The sequence below is a fragment of the Paracoccus indicus genome (assembly GCF_003056335.1).
Lineage (GTDB): Bacteria > Pseudomonadota > Alphaproteobacteria > Rhodobacterales > Rhodobacteraceae > Paracoccus > Paracoccus indicus.
In genome coordinates this window covers 212,717-228,446 of the sequence record NZ_PYWA01000004.1, presented here as the reverse complement: position 1 = coordinate 228,446, position 15,730 = coordinate 212,717, and the positions used below count along the sequence as shown (strand labels likewise).

18 protein-coding genes are annotated in these 15,730 nt (G+C 66.0%); 6 read left to right on the top strand and 12 right to left on the bottom strand.

Annotated features, from left to right (window positions below; genetic code table 11):
• The first annotated feature begins 126 nt into the window (after nt 1-126).
• Entirely contained in the window at nt 127-876 is a 750-nt protein-coding gene (locus DDE75_RS08520; protein ID WP_108501941.1) for a DUF1013 domain-containing protein, read from the top strand.
• Between the two features lie 78 nt (nt 877-954).
• Here the strand turns inward: DDE75_RS08520 and DDE75_RS08515 are convergent, their stop codons facing one another.
• The 4 genes from DDE75_RS08515 to DDE75_RS08500 form a co-directional block, all read right to left on the bottom strand.
• Nucleotides 955-1,212, bottom strand: a complete 258-nt coding sequence (locus tag DDE75_RS08515; RefSeq protein WP_108501940.1) for a GlsB/YeaQ/YmgE family stress response membrane protein — start codon at nt 1,210-1,212, stop codon at nt 955-957.
• 124 nt (nt 1,213-1,336) lie between these two features.
• Nucleotides 1,337-2,809, bottom strand: coding sequence for an NAD-dependent succinate-semialdehyde dehydrogenase (locus DDE75_RS08510; RefSeq protein WP_108501939.1), 1,473 nt, complete (start codon nt 2,807-2,809; stop codon nt 1,337-1,339).
• Nucleotides 2,810-2,951: 142 nt separating this feature from the next.
• Nucleotides 2,952-3,992: a P1 family peptidase gene (locus tag DDE75_RS08505; protein ID WP_108502095.1), complete on the bottom strand. Its 1,041-nt coding sequence runs from the start codon at nt 3,990-3,992 to the stop codon at nt 2,952-2,954.
• Nucleotides 3,993-4,000: 8 nt separating this feature from the next.
• Nucleotides 4,001-4,438 (bottom strand): potassium channel family protein, encoded by a 438-nt coding sequence (locus DDE75_RS08500; protein ID WP_245894669.1) that lies wholly within the window; start codon nt 4,436-4,438, stop codon nt 4,001-4,003.
• A 66-nt stretch (nt 4,439-4,504) separates the two neighbouring features.
• Between DDE75_RS08500 and smpB the strand changes: the two genes are divergently transcribed.
• The 3 genes from smpB to DDE75_RS08485 all read left to right on the top strand — a co-directional run bounded on the left by smpB (nt 4,505) and on the right by DDE75_RS08485 (nt 7,083).
• The gene (gene smpB, locus DDE75_RS08495; RefSeq protein WP_108501938.1) at nt 4,505-4,978 is read left to right on the top strand and encodes an SsrA-binding protein SmpB; all 474 of its coding nucleotides are present in this window, start codon (nt 4,505-4,507) and stop codon (nt 4,976-4,978) included.
• 66 nt (nt 4,979-5,044) lie between these two features.
• Nucleotides 5,045-5,899 (top strand): 3-mercaptopyruvate sulfurtransferase, encoded by an 855-nt coding sequence (gene sseA / locus DDE75_RS08490; protein WP_108501937.1) that lies wholly within the window; start codon nt 5,045-5,047, stop codon nt 5,897-5,899.
• Between the two features lie 2 nt (nt 5,900-5,901).
• On the top strand, nt 5,902-7,083 hold the full coding sequence (locus DDE75_RS08485; RefSeq protein ID WP_108501936.1) for an amino acid aminotransferase: 1,182 nt from the start codon (nt 5,902-5,904) through the stop codon (nt 7,081-7,083).
• Nucleotides 7,084-7,136: 53 nt separating this feature from the next.
• On the opposite strand, the gene DDE75_RS08480 is transcribed toward DDE75_RS08485, so the two are convergent.
• The 3 genes from DDE75_RS08480 to ubiA form a co-directional block, all read right to left on the bottom strand.
• The gene (locus DDE75_RS08480; protein ID WP_108501935.1) at nt 7,137-7,466 is read right to left on the bottom strand and encodes a hypothetical protein; all 330 of its coding nucleotides are present in this window, start codon (nt 7,464-7,466) and stop codon (nt 7,137-7,139) included.
• Nucleotides 7,463-9,646: an OmpA family protein gene (locus DDE75_RS08475; RefSeq protein WP_108501934.1), complete on the bottom strand. Its 2,184-nt coding sequence runs from the start codon at nt 9,644-9,646 to the stop codon at nt 7,463-7,465. The genes DDE75_RS08480 and DDE75_RS08475 overlap by 4 nt, the downstream gene beginning before the upstream one ends.
• Before the next feature lie 62 nt (nt 9,647-9,708).
• Entirely contained in the window at nt 9,709-10,647 is a 939-nt protein-coding gene (ubiA, locus tag DDE75_RS08470) for a 4-hydroxybenzoate octaprenyltransferase (RefSeq protein ID WP_108501933.1), read from the bottom strand.
• 15 nt (nt 10,648-10,662) lie between these two features.
• On the opposite strand from ubiA, the gene DDE75_RS08465 reads away from it, so the two are divergent.
• Together DDE75_RS08465 and DDE75_RS08460 are read left to right on the top strand one after the other, a co-directional pair.
• Nucleotides 10,663-11,382: a 16S rRNA (uracil(1498)-N(3))-methyltransferase gene (locus DDE75_RS08465; RefSeq protein ID WP_108501932.1), complete on the top strand. Its 720-nt coding sequence runs from the start codon at nt 10,663-10,665 to the stop codon at nt 11,380-11,382.
• Nucleotides 11,383-11,571: 189 nt separating this feature from the next.
• Nucleotides 11,572-11,766 (top strand): DUF1127 domain-containing protein, encoded by a 195-nt coding sequence (locus tag DDE75_RS08460; protein WP_108501931.1) that lies wholly within the window; start codon nt 11,572-11,574, stop codon nt 11,764-11,766.
• 82 nt (nt 11,767-11,848) lie between these two features.
• On the opposite strand, the gene DDE75_RS08455 is transcribed toward DDE75_RS08460, so the two are convergent.
• From DDE75_RS08455 to fsa, 5 genes are read right to left on the bottom strand one after another with little or no spacing between them, the layout of a single operon-like run.
• On the bottom strand, nt 11,849-12,718 hold the full coding sequence (locus DDE75_RS08455) for a 50S ribosomal protein L11 methyltransferase (RefSeq protein WP_108501930.1): 870 nt from the start codon (nt 12,716-12,718) through the stop codon (nt 11,849-11,851).
• A complete protein-coding gene (gene msrA / locus DDE75_RS08450; protein WP_108501929.1) occupies nt 12,718-13,293 on the bottom strand; it encodes a peptide-methionine (S)-S-oxide reductase MsrA in 576 nt (191 codons plus the stop codon). Before msrA ends, DDE75_RS08455 begins: the two co-directional genes overlap by 1 nt.
• Nucleotides 13,294-13,350: 57 nt before the next feature.
• On the bottom strand, nt 13,351-14,283 hold the full coding sequence (locus DDE75_RS08445) for a tyrosine recombinase XerC (protein ID WP_108501928.1): 933 nt from the start codon (nt 14,281-14,283) through the stop codon (nt 13,351-13,353).
• Complete coding sequence (locus tag DDE75_RS08440; protein ID WP_108501927.1) at nt 14,280-14,960, bottom strand: DUF484 family protein; 681 nt, start codon at nt 14,958-14,960, stop codon at nt 14,280-14,282. Before DDE75_RS08440 ends, DDE75_RS08445 begins: the two co-directional genes overlap by 4 nt.
• A gap of 31 nt (nt 14,961-14,991) precedes the next feature.
• Nucleotides 14,992-15,645 carry a fructose-6-phosphate aldolase gene (gene fsa / locus DDE75_RS08435; protein WP_108501926.1) on the bottom strand — a complete coding sequence of 218 codons (654 nt, stop codon included), beginning with the start codon at nt 15,643-15,645 and terminating at the stop codon, nt 14,992-14,994.
• Nucleotides 15,646-15,730 lie beyond the last annotated feature (85 nt).

Below are 15,730 nucleotides of genomic sequence, written 5' to 3'. Positions count from 1 at the left end.
TCTCTGCGCCCCGGAAACGCTATATGACGCGGCAATTCCCCCCCGAGAACGAGGAATGGCGTCCGCCAAAGCCGTTTTTCCGGCGTAAGCCCCTATGTTCGGGACAGACATGCGAAGGAGACTGACATGAGCAAGCCGCTGATGGCCAAGGCCACCGCCGTCTGGCTGGTCGATAACACGACGCTGAGCTTCAAGCAGATCGGTGATTTCTGCGGTCTGCACGAGCTTGAGGTCCAGGGCATCGCCGATGGCGATGTCGCAGCCGGCGTGAAGGGCTTCGACCCCATCGCCTCGCTTCAGCTGGACGCAGCCGAGATCGAACGCGCCGAGGCCAGCCCCACCTACAAGCTGCGCCTGAAGCACAACCCCGCCTCGGAAGGCGAGGAAAAGCGTCGCGGCCCGCGCTATACCCCCCTGTCCAAGCGCCAGGACCGTCCGGCGGCCATCCTGTGGCTGGTCAAGTTCCACCCGGAACTGGCCGATGCGCAGATCGCCAAGCTGGTGGGCACCACCAAGCCGACCATCGCCTCGATCCGCGAGCGGACGCATTGGAACATCCAGAACATCCAGCCGATCGACCCGGTCGCCTTGGGCCTCTGCCGTCAGACCGAACTGGACGCCGCCGTCCAGAAGGCCGCCAAGAAGCGCGCCGCCGAAGGCGTCGTGATGACCGACGACGAACGTCGCAAGCTGGTCAGCACCGAAACCTCGCTGGCGATGTCGGAAGAGCCGCGGATGCCATCCTCGATCGCGGGCCTGGAGAACTTCAGCCTCAGCCGCAACGACGAGGAAGAGAAGCCCGAGGCGCCCTTGGATGCCGACAGCTTCTTCAACCTGCCCGACAGCAAGGATGAGGACGAGGACGACGACCGCTGAGGCGTTCGGTCCAGGGCCGTCAGACATGAAAAAGGCCGGCGCGATGCCGGCCTTTTGTCATTTCCGATCCCCTGTGGGTCAGGTGCGGCCGCGTACCAGGCGGACGACCCAGATCAGGATGCATGCGCCGATGACGGCGATGATCAGCTGACCGATGACGCTGCCCTCAGCGCTGCTGCCCAGGATCAGGTCGAACAGGAAATTACCGATCAATGCGCCGACGATGCCGACGATGATGTTCATCAGCAGGCCCATGTCCGACTTCATCACCTTTTCGGCGATCCAGCCCGCGATGGCGCCCAGGATGATGGCGAGAATCCAGCCAATACCTTCCATGTGTAGTCCCCTTGATCTGATGTAATGCCGCCGCCCGTCTTGGCGGCGCTTCACAACCTAAAGCCCCGACCGCGCCTTGCGTTCCCGGAAAACTGCGCGGTCGGGTCATCTTGTGGGAAATCTGTCACACGGAGAGGCAGATGTATTTCATCTCCAGATAGTCGTCCAACCCGTGATGGCTGCCCTCGCGGCCAAGGCCCGACTGCTTGACGCCGCCGAAGGGCGCCACCTCGGTCGAGATCAGGCCCGTGTTCACGCCGACGATGCCGTATTCCAGGCCCTCCTGCACGCGGGTGATGCGGCCGATGTCGCGGGCGTAGAAGTAAGAGGCCAGACCGAAGATCGTATCGTTGGCCTTGGCGATGGCCTCTTCCTCGGTGTCGAACTTGAACAGGGGGGCCAGCGGGCCGAAGGTTTCCTCGGTCGCGACCTTCATGTCGTCGGTGACGCCGGTCACCACGGTCGGCTCGAAGAACAGCCCGTCGATCGGCTTGCCGCCGGTCAGCACCTTGCCGCCCTTGTCGGTGATGTCGCGGATGTGGTCCTGCACCTTCTCGACCGCGTCCTGATTGATCAGCGGGCCGGTGGTGACGCCGTCTTCAAGCCCGTCGCCGACCTTCAGCTTGTTCACCGCCGCCGCCAGCTTTTCGGCAAAGGCGTCATAGACCCCGGCCTGCACATAGATGCGGTTCGCGCAGACGCAGGTCTGGCCGTTGTTGCGGAATTTCGACGCCATGGCCCCTTCGACGGCGGCATCCAGATCGGCGTCGTCGAAGACGATGAAGGGCGCGTTGCCACCCAGCTCCATGCTGCATTTCATAACCTGTTCGGCCGCCTGGCCCAGCAGGATGCGGCCCACCTCGGTCGAGCCGGTGAAGGTCAGCTTGCGGACCTTGGGGTTTTCGCAGAACTCCTTGCCGACCTCGCTGGATTTCGACGAGGTGACGACCGACAGGATGCCCTTGGGCAGGCCCGCGCGTTCACCCAGAACCGCCATCGCCAGCGCAGAAAGCGGCGTTTCGCGCGCCGGACGGGCGACGAAGCCGCAGCCGACGGCCAGCGCGGGACCGGCCTTGCGCGCGATCATGGCGTTCGGGAAATTCCAAGGCGTGATGCTGCCCACGACGCCGATGGGCTGGCGGATCACGGTCAGGCGCTTGTCGGCCTGATGGCCGGGGATGGTTTCGCCATAGACGCGCTTGGCCTCCTCGCCGAACCACTCGATGAAGCTGGCGCCATAGGCGATCTCGCCCTTGGCCTCGGGCAGGGGCTTGCCCTGTTCGGCGGTCATGATCATGCCCAGGTCGTTCTGGTTCTCCATCATCAGGTCGTACCAGCGGCGCATCACCTGGGCGCGTTCCTTGGCGGGGCGGGCGGCCCAATCCTTCATCGCGGTTTCGGCGGCATCGATGGCGCGGGCGACCTGATCGCGGCTCATGTCGGCGACCTTGGCGACAACGTCGCCGCGCGCTGGGTTCATCACGTCGAAGGTCGCGCCATCGGGTGCATCCACCCATTCGCCCGCCACGAAGGCGCGGGTTTCCAGAAGCGAGGGATCGGCAAGCAGCGTTTTCAGGTCGGTCTGGCCAGTGGTCATGGGAATATCCTTGCGCAGGGTTCGGGCATCAGTGTGTCGGGTACAACCGGGATTGCCACGACGCGTTCCACATTGGGGTGAAACCGGATCGGGGCGGCATGCGTTCGGGGTGGAATCATCAGGCTTCCCTCTTGATGATCAATCACTCTCTCTGTGTAGGGGCGGCGCATTTACCGGTGCGCTGCCCCTTTTCCTGTTCCGGCATCTGGCACCAGCAGGCTTGCAGATCGCCCGTAGCGGGGCGGGCGGCATGGATGGCGCGTGCGATGGCGCGGGCCAGCGTGCAAGCGGCGGCATGGCCCAGCGCGAAGGGGATCGAGGCATCATCCCCCATGTCCCGCGTCCCGGTCGAGGCCGCAAAGACCAGATCGCCATCCAGCGGCGTATGGCTGGGCACCAGCGCGCGCGCCATGCCGTCATGGGCGACCGTCGCCAGCCGCTGCAGCCCGGCCTTGTCCAGCGCGGCATCGGTGGCGACGATGGCGATGGTGGTCGCCTGACCCAAGGCCTTGCCGGGGATGGGCTCGGCGGCGGCGGGGAAAGCGGCAGGCAGCCCCAGCCCGCCGAATTCGGCGTCCAGTTCCCAAGGGGCGGCCCAGAAGTGGCGGCTGCCGTCGACATTGGCGTGGCCAAGCGCGTTCACCACCACCAGCGCCCCGACCGTCACGCCGCTGTCCAGCACCGCCGAGGCCGACCCCAACCCGCCCTTCAACCGTCCCGTCATGGCCCCCGTGCCCGCGCCGATGCTGCCGATGGCGAAATCGCGCGACGCGTCCCGCCACGCGCGGCGGCCAAGGGCGGGATAGGGGTTTTCCTCCCAATCCTTGTCGCCCCCGTTCAGCAGATCGAAGCAGATCGCCCCCGGCACGATGGGCACGCGCACCGGCCCGACCGCATGACCCCGCCCCGCGCGGCGCAGCGCATCCGCCACCCCGTCGCAGGCCGCCAGCCCGAAGGCCGATCCCCCCGCCAGGACCAGCGCATCGACCGCCTGCACCAGCTTGTCGGGCGCCAGAAGGTCGGTCTCGCGCGTGCCGGGGGCGCCGCCCATCACATGCACCCCCGCCGCGAAGGGCGCATCGGCGGTCAGCACCGTCACGCCGGACTTCAAGCGGTCGTCCTCTGCGTTGCCGACATGCAGCCCCGGCACATCGGTGATCAGGTTGCGCGGTCCGGGTCTCATGGTGCGGGTCATCCCTTCAGGAATTCGATCTGGCGGATGCGGACGTGGCGCAGCGCTTCGACCATCATGGCGGTGGTCAGGCCGAAGACCACCAGCCCGTTCACGGCCACCAGCCCGCCCAGGATGCGCCATTCCGCGGGCATCAGCACGTCACCATAGCCAAGCGTGGTGAAGGTGACCAAGGTGAAATACATCGCCTGCTCGAAAGCCGCGAAATGCCCCATCAGATACAGGACCACCGCCCAAAGCCAGACCGACAGCGTGACCATCGCCATCACCCCAAGCGCCGTCCCTATGACAACCACGAACAGCTTCAACCGATGGGGCGGCTGCACCAGCCAATGGGTGGACCGCGCGAAGGCCAGTTCCAGCAGCCAGAAGGTCATGCCCGACAGCATGACGCTGGCGACCATCATCAGCGATCCGATGGCGATCTGTTCGAACATGTCTTTTTTCCCTCCGCGTTCCATCCATCTTTACACAGCTCGCCCGCAACCCTATCTGACAGCCCTATGGCCAAGGACGATGACAGCAAGAACTACAAGGTGATCGCCGAGAACCGGCGTGCACGCTTCGACTATTTCATCGAGAGCGATCTCGAGGTGGGCATCATGCTGACCGGGTCCGAGGTGAAATCTCTGCGTATCGGCCAGTCCAACATCGCCGAAAGCTATGCCTCGGTCGAGGATGGCGAATTGTGGTTGATCAACGGCTATATCGCGCCCCTGCTTCGTGCCGGCGTCTTCGGCCACGAGGCGCGCCGTCGCCGCAAGCTGCTGGTCAGCCGGCGCGAGCTGTCCCGCATGTGGCAGGCCACGGGCCGCGAAGGGATGACCCTTGTTCCACTGGTGATGTATTTCAACCATCGGGGCATGGTGAAGCTGAAGATCGGCATCGCCAAGGGTAAAAAGAACCATGACAAGCGGGAAACCAGCGCGAAACGCGACTGGGGACGCCAGAAACAGCGGCTTCTGAAGCAAGGTTAGGCCTTGCGGCATTGCAGCGCAGGCGCTGGCCCTGTAAATCGGGGCGGCGCAGCAAGGGGGGCCGCAATGCAGGACGATCCGAAAACTCTGGTCTCGACCGACTGGCTGGCGGCGCATCTGAACGACCCCGATCTGCGGATCATCGACGCCAGTTGGCACATGCCGGACGCCGGACGCGACGCGCGCGCCGAATATGACACGGCCCATATCCCCGCCGCCCGCTTCTTCGACATCGACGCCATCAGCGACAAGCGCAGCGCCCTGCCGCATATGGCCCCCCCGGTCGAGATGTTCATCAGCCGCATGCGCGCAATGGGCATCGGCGACGGGCATCAGATGGTCATCTATGACAATTCCGACGTCCACAGTGCCTTCCGCGTCTGGTGGACCATGCGCCTGATGGGCAAGACCGACGTCGCGGTGCTGGATGGCGGTTTCGCCAAGTGGCAGGCCGAGGGTCGCCCGACCGAGGACATGCCCCCCGTCATGCGCGACCGCCACATCACCGTGCAGCGTCAGGCGGGTCTTGTGCGCGACGTGACGCAGGTGGCGGCTGCCAGCAAGCTGGGCGATCATCAGATCATCGACGCCCGCAGCCCCGACCGCTTCCGCGGCGAAACGCCCGAACCTCGCGCGGGCCTGCGTTCGGGCCATATCCCCGGATCGCGCAACCTGCCTTGGCCGCAGCTGTTCAACGCGGATGGCACGATGGTCGATACCGACACCCTGCGCGCCCGTTTCGATGCCGCCGGTGTCGATCTGACCCAGCCCGCCATCACCACCTGCGGCAGCGGCGTGACGGCGGCGATCCTGTCGATGGCGCTGGAACGGCTGGGGCATCGCAACCACTCACTCTACGACGGCAGCTGGACCGAATGGGGCAGCTTCGCCGACCTGAACATCGCAACCGGAGACGCCTGAAGATGCTGTCCAACCTCAAAGCCCAAGCCCCCGACAAGATCCTGATGCTGATCGAGGAATTCAAGGCCGACACCCGACAGGGCAAGATCGACCTTGGGGTGGGCGTCTACAAGGACCCGCAGGGCGTGACGCCGGTCATGCGGGCGGTCAAGGCGGCCGAGCAGCGCATCTGGGAAAGCCAGACCACCAAGGCCTATACCAGCCTTGCGGGCGAAGCCGAATATCGCAATTCCATGGCGCAGATGGTGCTGGGCGACGTGCCCGCCGACCGCCTCGCCTCGGTCGCGACCGTGGGGGGCACGGGTGCCATCCGCCAGGCACTGGAACTGGCGCGTCTGGCCAATCCCGACGTGACGGTCTTCGTGTCGAACCCGACCTGGCCGAACCACCTGTCGATCATGAAGTTCATGGGCCTGCCCTTCGTCGAATACGCCTATTTCGATGCGGAAACGCGCGGCGTCGATTTCGAGGCGATGAAGGCCGACATCTCGAAGGCCAAGAAGGATGACATCGTCCTGCTGCATGGCTGCTGCCACAACCCGACCGGTGCCAACCTGACGCTGAAACAGTTCGAGGAAGTCGCCGCGATCCTGGAAAAAACCGGTGCGATCCCGCTGATCGACCTGGCCTATCAGGGCTTCGGCGACGGTCTGGACGCCGATGCCGCCGCGACCCGCATGATCGCCAAGCGCCTGCCGCAGGTGCTGATCGCCGCGTCCTGCAGCAAGAACTTCGGCATCTATCGCGAACGCACCGGCATCCTGATGGCGCTGACCGACAACTCGACCACGCGCGATCTGACCCAAGGCTCGCTGGCCTATCTGAACCGCCAGAACTATTCCTTCCCGCCCGATCACGGTGCGCGCATCGTCAGCACCATCCTGACCGACGATGCCCTGCGCGCCGATTGGGCGGCCGAGCTGGAGGATGTGCGCAACACCATGCTGGGCCTGCGCAAGCAGCTGGCAGCCGAGTTGCGCCAGCTGTCGGGCAGCGATCGCTTCGATTTCATCGAGCATCACCGCGGCATGTTCTCGCGCCTCGGGGCCACGACCGATCAGGTCGAGACGCTGAAGCGCGATGCGGGCATCTACATGGTGGGCGATTCGCGGCTGAACATCGCGGGGCTGAACACCGACACGGTGCCGGTCCTGGCGCGGGCGATCATCGAAGCCGGGATCTGATCCTAATAACGGACTGATGCGAAAGGGGGCCGCGCGGCCCCCTTTTTCATGCCTTAGTGGCGGGCCAGCTTGGCCTCGATATAGTCGCGCAACTCCTCGACCTCAGTGCGGCTGTCGCGCAGGCATTCCATGGCGGCCGAGGCCTCGGCCCGCGCACCGGCCAATTGCGACGACAGCTCGGCCTCGCGCCGTTCCAGCAGGGCCACGGCGCTGTCGCGCTGTTCCTCGGCCTCGTGCAGCTGCTGGGCCATGTGGTCCAGCTCGGTCATGTCGGCACGCGCGGGGCGGGCGATGCGATGCACCAGCCAGCTGGCGATCCATCCCAGGACGAAGGCCCCGAACAGGATCAGGGCGGTCACGGCGATGAATTCGGATCGGTTCATTCGGTCTTCGCTTCGTCTTCGAGGTTCGCGGCCCGTTCGGCCACATCTTCGGGGCGCGGACCCGGACGCGGCGTATCGGCGTCGGGGGTCTGCACGGGCACCCTAAGGTTTTCCTCGCGCGCGTCCAGAGACTCGAATTCCTCGCTGACGCCGACCGTCATCGGCACCATGCCGGAACCATCGTTGCTGCGGGGCAGCTGCGGCCCCTGCATCTGCGCGGGTCGCGCGGGCAGGTTCGGGCCCTGCACCGGCGGCAGGTTGGGTCCCTGCATGGCGGATGCGGCCTTGGGCGTTTCTACGGGCTGCTGCTGGCCGGTGATGCCTGCGATGGCGGCGGGGGTGACCAAGGCCTCGCTGCGGACCGGGTGGGGGGACAGCAGGCGGAACTCGATCCGGCGGTTCGCCTCGCGGCCCGCCTCGGTGTCGTTGGTGGCGATGGGCTGGCTTTCGCCATACCCGCGCGAGGTGACATTGGTGACATCGATGCCGGCGTCCTTCATGGCCGCGACGATGGCCTGCGCCCGCCCGCGCGACAGTTCGGCATTGAACCCTTCCGACCCCTGCGCATCGGTATGCCCACCCGCCTCGATCTGGAATTCGGCGCATTCGGACATGGCTTGCGCCAGACGATCCAGCGTCGGGGCGGGGTCGCCGGCAATCGCACTGCTGCTGGGTTCGAAGCCGATCTCGCTTTCGGACATGACGGTGTTCAGCCGCGCCACGCATTCGTCACCATCGGGCAGGCCAAGCGAGGGGTCCAGCCTGCGGTCATAGCCGATGGCCAGCGAATAGCGCGCCCCGGCCCCCAGGCGTTCCGACAGCAGCGCCGCCGCATGGTCCGTGGCATTGGGGTCACCCGACATGCCGCTGATCTGCAGCAGGTCGGGGGTCACGCGGACGCTGCCCGATTGCAGGGCGTCCATCGCCTCAAGGGCGGCAACGACGCGGACGGTCCAGCCGCCCGGCACATTGGGGTCGCTGCGCAGCCCGCTTTGGGTCACGTCGAAGCGCGAGGTGGCGAAACTGTCCACGGCCTCGCGCATCTGCTGATCGGCGATGCGGCCCTTCATCGACAGGCTGCCGGTTTCGGTCAGAGTCGCCTCGAAGGTAGCGGGGCCCATGTCCTTGGGGCGGGCCTTCTCCAGCACCGCCTTGAGCGAGAATCCCTGCGGCAGCGCCTGTTCCAATTCGCCCGCGGCGGCGTCGAAGCGGTCGGGGTCCACGCCGTCGGGCACGACCAGCGCCACATCCGCATCCGAGAGGGTCACCTGACCCGCGCCCAGCTGACCGACAGCCATAATCGCGGCCTCGGCGGCGGTGCCCCATTCGGGCGAGGGCGCGCCAAGCCCAAGCGTGCAATCGGCGCCGCCTTCCAGCCCGGCGGTGCGGGCGGCCTTGATGATGCGGTCGCGTGCGGCGTCGTCATCGGCGGCGCAGGCATCGAAACGCGCGCCCTTGTCATCCAGCGCAAAACGCAGCGTGAAGGGCGCGATCACCGGACGCGGGGCCGAGATGCTGGTCTGCAGCCGCACGCCCTGGGGCAGGGCGTCACGCAGCGCGGCCTCCAGCCGGCCCTTGTCCTCACGGTCCTTGGCAAGGGCTGCGACGACGACCAGCCCCGGCTCGATCGAGACCTTGGCCTGTTCGGTCATGCGCGCCGCCTCGATCCCGAAATCGACCGAGGCCTGCCACAACTCGGGCACGTCATAATCGGCGGTTTCCAGCAGATCGGTCACCTGATCGTCGGGGGCATCGCCCTGCAGCCCGCGGACCATGGCAACGCGGTCGGTGGCGGCAGGCACCAGCCCGATCAGCGAGATGCCCTGATCGTTGCTCAGCATCTCGACCTTGAAGTCGGGGGGCGTCATCGCCTCGACCGAGGCGACGGTCATCTGGTCGACGATGCGGCTGACATCGACCACGCCGGCGGCCTGGGTCATGGCGCGGAACCGCTCGACCTCGGTGGGGGCGGTGCCGGTCAGCTGGACGCGCAGACCGTCGGTGGATACCTGCGCCCAGTCATATCCGGCGCTGCGCAGGGCCAGGCCGACATCCTGGGCGGCGCGTTCCTCGATGAATGTCGCGGCTGCTTCGGCGCCGACCCAGCACAGGCCACCCGCCCCGCCAAGGACCAGAAGGGTTGCCAATGTGGTCGAAAACCGGCTGCGCGAGGATGCCATGCGTGAAAACCTTGGGCTGTTGCAAGCCTGCAAGGTTTAGCCCCCGCACCCCCGTGGCGCAATCAGGCCAGACCGGCCACGGCAAGAAACAGCGCAAGGATCAGCCCCGCATCGCGGTTCGACCGGAAGAGCCGCAGGCAGACATCCCCTTGATCGGGTTCGAATTTCTTCAGCTGCCATGCCAGATGGGCGGCGAAACCGGCCAGTCCCGTCCAGGCAATCAACAGATTGCGACCGGGAAGGGCCGTGGCCAAGCCCAGCACGACGACGGTCAGAATGGCAAAGCCCGCAAGGATGCGGGGGCTGTTGTCGCCGAACAGCCGCGCGGTGGATTTAACGCCGATCATGGCGTCATCCTCGGCGTCCTGATGGGCATAGATGGTGTCGTAGAAGATCGTCCAGGCGATCGCACCCAGCCAAGCAACGACCGGTGCCACATCCACCCGGCCCATATGCGCGGCATAGGCCAGCATCACGCCCCAGTTGAAGGCCAGCCCCAGGAAGATCTGCGGCCACCAGGTGAAGCGCTTGGCAAAGGGATAGATCGCCACCAGGACCAGCGAGGCCACCCCCATCCAGACCGCCGCCTGTCCAAGCGTCAAAAGGATCGCCAGCCCGACCAGCCCTTGCAGCGCCAGCCAGACATAGGCTCCCCGCAACGATACCTGACCCGAGGGCAGGGGCCGCGACCGCGTCCGCGCCACCTGCGCGTCGATGTCGCGGTCGGTGATGTCGTTCCAGGTGCAGCCCGCGCCGCGCATGACGAAAGCCCCGATGGCGCAGGCCAGCGCGATCCACAGGTCGAACCAGCGGGGCGCATCGGTCATCATCGCAAGGCCGACCCCCCACCAGCAGGGCAGCAGCAGCAGCCATGTCCCGATGGGGCGGTCGGCGCGCGACATGCGCAGCCAGGGGCGTGTTCGCGGCGGGGCATATCGGTCCACCCAATTTCCCTTGGGCGCGTCGATGACGGCATCTGGCCTTTCGGTCTGGCTTTGCATAGCGTCGCACCCATCATGGCGAAAATCAGACTTTACATAGATCACCCCTTGGCCGCTGGACAACCCGTCCCGCTGGAACAGGGACAGGCGCATTACCTGTCGGGCGTCATGCGCCAGAAGCCGGGCGACCGGGTCCGGGTCTTCAACGGGCGCGATGGCGAATGGCTGGCGGAACTGGAACAGGTCGGCAAGCGCGGCGGCAGCGTCACGCCGGTGGAACAGTCGGCCCCCCAGCAGGACCCGCCCGACCTGTGGCTGTGCTTTGCCCCCATCAAGAAGGCGCGGACCGATTTCATCGTCGAAAAGGCCGCCGAGATGGGCGCGGCCCGCATCCTGCCCGTGCAGACCGATCACACGAATTCCGAACGCATCCGCCAGGACCGCCTGCAGGCCCATGCCATCGAGGCCGCCGAGCAATGCGGCGGCACCTATGTCCCGCCCGTCGATGATCTGACGCCGCTGTCGCGCCTGCTGGACGGGTGGGACGAGACACGCCGGATCCTCTGGGCGGATGAGGCGCTGGCCGGTCCCGCGCAGACTCTGGCCGGGTTGCAGGGCGGCCCCTGGGCCATCCTGATCGGTCCCGAGGGCGGCTTTTCCGTGGCCGAGCGCAAGCGGCTGCGGTCGCTGCCCTTCGTCACGCCGGTCAGCTTGGGGCCGCGAATTCTGCGGGCCGATACGGCTGCGGTCGCTGCGCTGGCGCTGTGGCAGGCGGGTCTGGGCGATTGGCGCTAGGGCAACCTGACGACGACCGGCCCATACACGGGATTTGCGACATTTCGGCAACGAAATTACCCATTGCTGTTGCAGCCATCGCATAGCGGTAATGCCCCTTTCACGGCTACTCTTCGCGGTCTGCCCGAATTATCTCCTGTCTATCCGAAAACTGCCCGATGAAAGGGCAATCTGAAAACAGGTGATAAGATGACGACGATCGAAACGAACCGCAGCGTGGCTGTCGGAGGCGTGGGCAACATCGTCGCGCACATCATCTCGCTGCTGGGCGCATGGAACGATACCCGCGTGACCCGTCGCGAGCTGAGCCGCCTGTCCGACCGCGAGCTGGACGATATCGGTCTATGCCGTGGCGACATCGAGCGGATTGCGCGCGGCTTCTGAAGCCACTGCCCTTCCCAAGACGAACGAACCCCCGAAAGCCGAGGCTCGCGGGGGTTTTTTCATGTCTTCAGGTCGGGCGGGATCAGTTGCGGGTCAGGACCAGCGTCGTCCAGTCGCCCTGATCGTCACGGCGGTCCAGCGTGAAGCCGGTCTTGCCATACGCCTGAACCACATCATCGGCCTGCGTGGTCAGGATGCCCGACAGGATGATCTTGCCCTGAGGCGCGACGTTGCGGGCCATGTCGCCCGCCAGATCGATCAGCGGCTGCTTAAGGATGTTGGCCAGCACCAGATCATAGGGTGCTGCCTGTTCCAGCATCGGATGATCGAAGCCCGCGGCCTCCATGCAGACGACGCGCCCGTCCAGACCGTTTGCGATGGCATTGGCCGCGGCCGTGTCGACGGCGACCGGGTCGATGTCGCTGGCCAGCACCGTCACCTGCCACAGACGCGCGGCGCCCATGCCCAGAACGGCAGTGCCGCAGCCGATGTCGGCGATGCGCGTGGCCTTGAAGCCCTCGGTCTCCAAGCGGTCCAGCGCTTCCAGACAGCCCTTGGTTGTGTTGTGATGGCCGGTGCCGAAGGCCATGGCGGCCTCGATCCACAAAGGCTCGACGCCTTCGGGAATGTCGTCGGCGCTGTGGCTGCCGTGGACATAGAAGCGGCCCGCATGCACGGGGGTCAGTTCGCGGCGGACATGAGCGACCCAATCCACCTCGGGCAGTTCCGAGATGACGAAGGGGTTGGCACCATGGGCCGCGGCCAGCAGGGCCAGCGCGATCTCATCGGGGGTCTCGGTGAAATAGACGCCGACCTCCCACCGTTCGGAACCGTCCTCGATCTCGAAGACACCTGTGCCGACGGGTTCCGGGGTCAGATCCTCGCAGGCCTCGGCCAGGTCTTCGGCGGCCTCGCGGCCTTGCAGGTGGGTCAGTGCGGTATATGTGGGCATCAGATCGGATCCGGGTTGGGCATGGAGGCCTCTACCCCCGTCCCCTTGAGGCCGCAATAACCCTCGGGGTTCTTTTCCAGGTATTGCTGATGGGCCTCATGGGCGGGCCAGAAGGGTCCGGCGGGGATGATGGCGGTCGTGATCTCGGGGAAACCCTGCACGGCCAGGCGGTTGTTGTAATCGGCCTTGGATGCCTCGGCAGCGGCTTCCTGGCTTTCGGAAAAGGTCATGATCAGGCTGCGATACTGGTTGCCCATGTCGTTGCCCTGCCGGTCGCCCTGCGTCGGATCGTGGTTTTCCCAGAACAGCTGCAGCAGATGGTCATAGCTGATCAGCGAGCTGTCATAGATAATCCGCACGACCTCGGCATGGCCGGTATCGCCGCGCTTGACCTGTTCATAGGTCGGGTTCTGGACATCGCCGCCGGCAAAGCCGACCTCGGTCAGCCAGATGCCGTTCTGCTGCCAGAACAGGCGTTCCACACCCCAATAGCAGCCCATGCCGAAGATGGCCTGATCGTATCCGGGGGGCGGATTGACGCCCAGGGGGCGGTCGAAGATCGCGTGGTTGGTCATCCTGAAAGCCTTCTTTTCAACATGTTGTCTGGACAACGCCGCCCATGTGGCACGGGTTCAACTGCGCGGATGGGCGGCCCGATAGACCGCCATCAGCTGGGCATCGTCGATGCCGGTATAGACCTGAGTGGTGGACAGGCTGGCATGACCCAGCAATTCCTGGATGGTGCGCAGATCACCCCCTGCCGACAGCAGATGCGTGGCGAAGCTGTGGCGCAGCGCATGGGGCGTGGCCGAGGCGGGCAGGCCCAGGGCCGCCCGCGCCTTGCGCATCGCGCCCGCCACCGCATCCCCCGACAGCCGCTTGCCCCGCACGCCGCGAAACAGCGGCTGATCGGCGCGATGGCCCCAAGGGCAGAGGTCAAGATAGGCGGCGATGGCCTGACGCGCCACGGGCAGCACCGGCACCTGCCGTTCGCGCCCGCCCTTGCCGCGGATGGTCAGCGCCTCGCGGAAGGGCCAGTCGCTGCCGTTCAGGGCCATCGCTTCGGAGATGCGCAGCCCGCTGCCCCACAGAAGAGTCAGCACCGCCGTGTCGCGCGCGGCAATCCAGGGCGTGTCGTGCAGCCCGACCTGAGCCAGCGTGTCCTGCGCCTGATCTGGCGTCAGGGGGCGGGGCAGGGACCGTGCGTATTTCGGGCTGCGGGCGGACAGGGCGGCGGACAGGTCGTAACCCTCGCGGTCCGACAGCCAGCGCAGGAAGCTGCGGACCGCCGATTGCCGACGTGCCAGCGATCGCGCGCCCAGGCCCCGCCCGCGTTCCGATGCCGAAAAAGCCCGCATGTCCGACTGCCGCAGCATGCCGAGGGAATTGGGGGTCGCGGGTTCGCCGTGGTGGCGGCCGATGAAATGCAGGAAGGCGATGACGTCGGCCTGATAGGCGGTGATCGTGTGATCGGACCGGTCGCGGGTCGAGGCCTCGGTCTCCAGCCAGCGGGCCAGCGCATGGCTGGTGGCGGGTGCCAGTGCCAGCAGCGGGGACTGGGTCATCGTTTCAGGCGGTCCAGCAGGACCATCCGGAAAACCTGCGCGAAGAAGCGCAGCAGGTCGGTGCCATGCGCGGGCATGAAGCGGCTGGCATCGGCGCTGCCCATCAGCAGGATGGCGCGCGGCATCCCCGCGCCCAGATCCAATGGCAGCAGCGCCTCGGACCCGACCGTGCGACCGTGCAAGGGACGGGTCAGGACAAGCGCCGGGCGCAGGACGATGTCATCGCCGCGCGGGGTGCGGCGTCCGGCCTGGATGATGCTGTCGATTGCGCCTTCGGGGGTGATCAGCGTGTCTTCTGGCCATTGCGGCCCGCCGGTTCCCTCGACCACCAGGCGCAGGGTTTCGATCCGCAGCAGAGGGGCGATGTCGGATTGCAGGCGGCCGATCAGATCGGCCATGTCGTCGGATTCCATCAGCGCCAGCACGGCGCGATGCACGATCGCCACGCCGGACTGGTTGTCATAGGCGGCGGCGATCACGCTTTCATGCGTCGCTTCAAGGCGGTTCAGCCGCGCCTCCAGTGCCTGCATGGCACGGCCGCGGATGTCGATGACATTGTCACCGGTCTCGGCTTCGTGGGTGGCGACAAGGGCGCGCATGACATCGCGGTCCGCCAGCAGATCCTGAGGGCTGGCCAGCAGCCTGTCACGGATGTCCTGTTCCAGACCGTCGCTCATGCGCTTGCCCCCTTGTCGCCCGTTCTTTTGATCAGCCGATCTTCTGACCGGTCTGTGCCCAATCGGCATTGAACTGCGCCAGACCCTTGTCGGTCAAGACGTGGTTCGCCATCGCCTTGATGACGGCGGGGGGCGCGGTGATCACGTCGGCACCGATCTTGGCGGCATCGACGATGTGGTTCACGCTGCGGATGGATGCGGCCAGAATCTCGGTCTCGTAGCCGTAGTTGTCATAGATCTCGCGGATGTCGGCGATCAGCTCCATCCCGTCCAGGTTGATATCGTCCAGGCGGCCGATGAAGGGGCTGATGAAGGTCGCGCCAGCCTTTGCGGCCAGAAGCGCCTGCGCGGCGGTGAAGCACAGGGTCACGTTGACCATGTGGCCTTCGTCCGACAGCACGCGGCAGGCCTTCAGGCCGTCCCAGGTCAGCGGCACCTTGACGGTGATGTTCTCCGCGATCTTGGCAAGGTGCTTGCCTTCGCGGATCATGTCGTCGGCCTTTTCGGCGACCACTTCGGCGCTGACGGGGCCGTCGACCAGATCGCAGATCTCTTTGGTGACTTCGGCGATGTCGCGGCCGGACTTCAGGATCAGCGAGGGGTTGGTGGTCACACCGTCCACCATGCCCAGATCGTTCAGTTCCTTGATCGCGGCGACATCGGCGGTATCGACGAAGAATTTCATGTCCGGCTCCTCTTACACGGTTCAGCAAGGTCATACGACATGTGGCGCGGGGCGGAAAGGGAAACAACCCCCGCCGCGGGGCTTG

Excerpts from the sequence above, each read along its gene's own strand:
- DDE75_RS08510 (WP_108501939.1), bottom strand. The coding sequence starts at position 2,809 with ATGACCACTGGCCAGACCGACCTGAAAACGCTGCTTGCCGATCCCTCG.
- smpB (WP_108501938.1), top strand. The coding sequence starts at position 4,505 with ATGGCCAAGGACGATGACAGCAAGAACTACAAGGTGATCGCCGAGAAC.
- DDE75_RS08505 (WP_108502095.1), bottom strand. The coding sequence starts at position 3,992 with ATGAGACCCGGACCGCGCAACCTGATCACCGATGTGCCGGGGCTGCAT.
- sseA (WP_108501937.1), top strand. The coding sequence starts at position 5,045 with ATGCAGGACGATCCGAAAACTCTGGTCTCGACCGACTGGCTGGCGGCG.
- DDE75_RS08475 (WP_108501934.1), bottom strand. The coding sequence starts at position 9,646 with ATGGCATCCTCGCGCAGCCGGTTTTCGACCACATTGGCAACCCTTCTG.
- msrA (WP_108501929.1), bottom strand. The coding sequence starts at position 13,293 with ATGACCAACCACGCGATCTTCGACCGCCCCCTGGGCGTCAATCCGCCC.
- DDE75_RS08500 (WP_245894669.1), bottom strand. The coding sequence starts at position 4,438 with ATGTTCGAACAGATCGCCATCGGATCGCTGATGATGGTCGCCAGCGTC.
- DDE75_RS08520 (WP_108501941.1), top strand. The coding sequence starts at position 127 with ATGAGCAAGCCGCTGATGGCCAAGGCCACCGCCGTCTGGCTGGTCGAT.
- DDE75_RS08440 (WP_108501927.1), bottom strand. The coding sequence starts at position 14,960 with ATGAGCGACGGTCTGGAACAGGACATCCGTGACAGGCTGCTGGCCAGC.
- ubiA (WP_108501933.1), bottom strand. The coding sequence starts at position 10,647 with ATGCAAAGCCAGACCGAAAGGCCAGATGCCGTCATCGACGCGCCCAAG.
- DDE75_RS08465 (WP_108501932.1), top strand. The coding sequence starts at position 10,663 with ATGGCGAAAATCAGACTTTACATAGATCACCCCTTGGCCGCTGGACAA.
- DDE75_RS08455 (WP_108501930.1), bottom strand. The coding sequence starts at position 12,718 with ATGCCCACATATACCGCACTGACCCACCTGCAAGGCCGCGAGGCCGCC.
- DDE75_RS08460 (WP_108501931.1), top strand. The coding sequence starts at position 11,572 with ATGACGACGATCGAAACGAACCGCAGCGTGGCTGTCGGAGGCGTGGGC.
- DDE75_RS08515 (WP_108501940.1), bottom strand. The coding sequence starts at position 1,212 with ATGGAAGGTATTGGCTGGATTCTCGCCATCATCCTGGGCGCCATCGCG.
- DDE75_RS08480 (WP_108501935.1), bottom strand. The coding sequence starts at position 7,466 with ATGAACCGATCCGAATTCATCGCCGTGACCGCCCTGATCCTGTTCGGG.
- DDE75_RS08445 (WP_108501928.1), bottom strand. The coding sequence starts at position 14,283 with ATGACCCAGTCCCCGCTGCTGGCACTGGCACCCGCCACCAGCCATGCG.
- fsa (WP_108501926.1), bottom strand. The coding sequence starts at position 15,645 with ATGAAATTCTTCGTCGATACCGCCGATGTCGCCGCGATCAAGGAACTG.
- DDE75_RS08485 (WP_108501936.1), top strand. The coding sequence starts at position 5,902 with ATGCTGTCCAACCTCAAAGCCCAAGCCCCCGACAAGATCCTGATGCTG.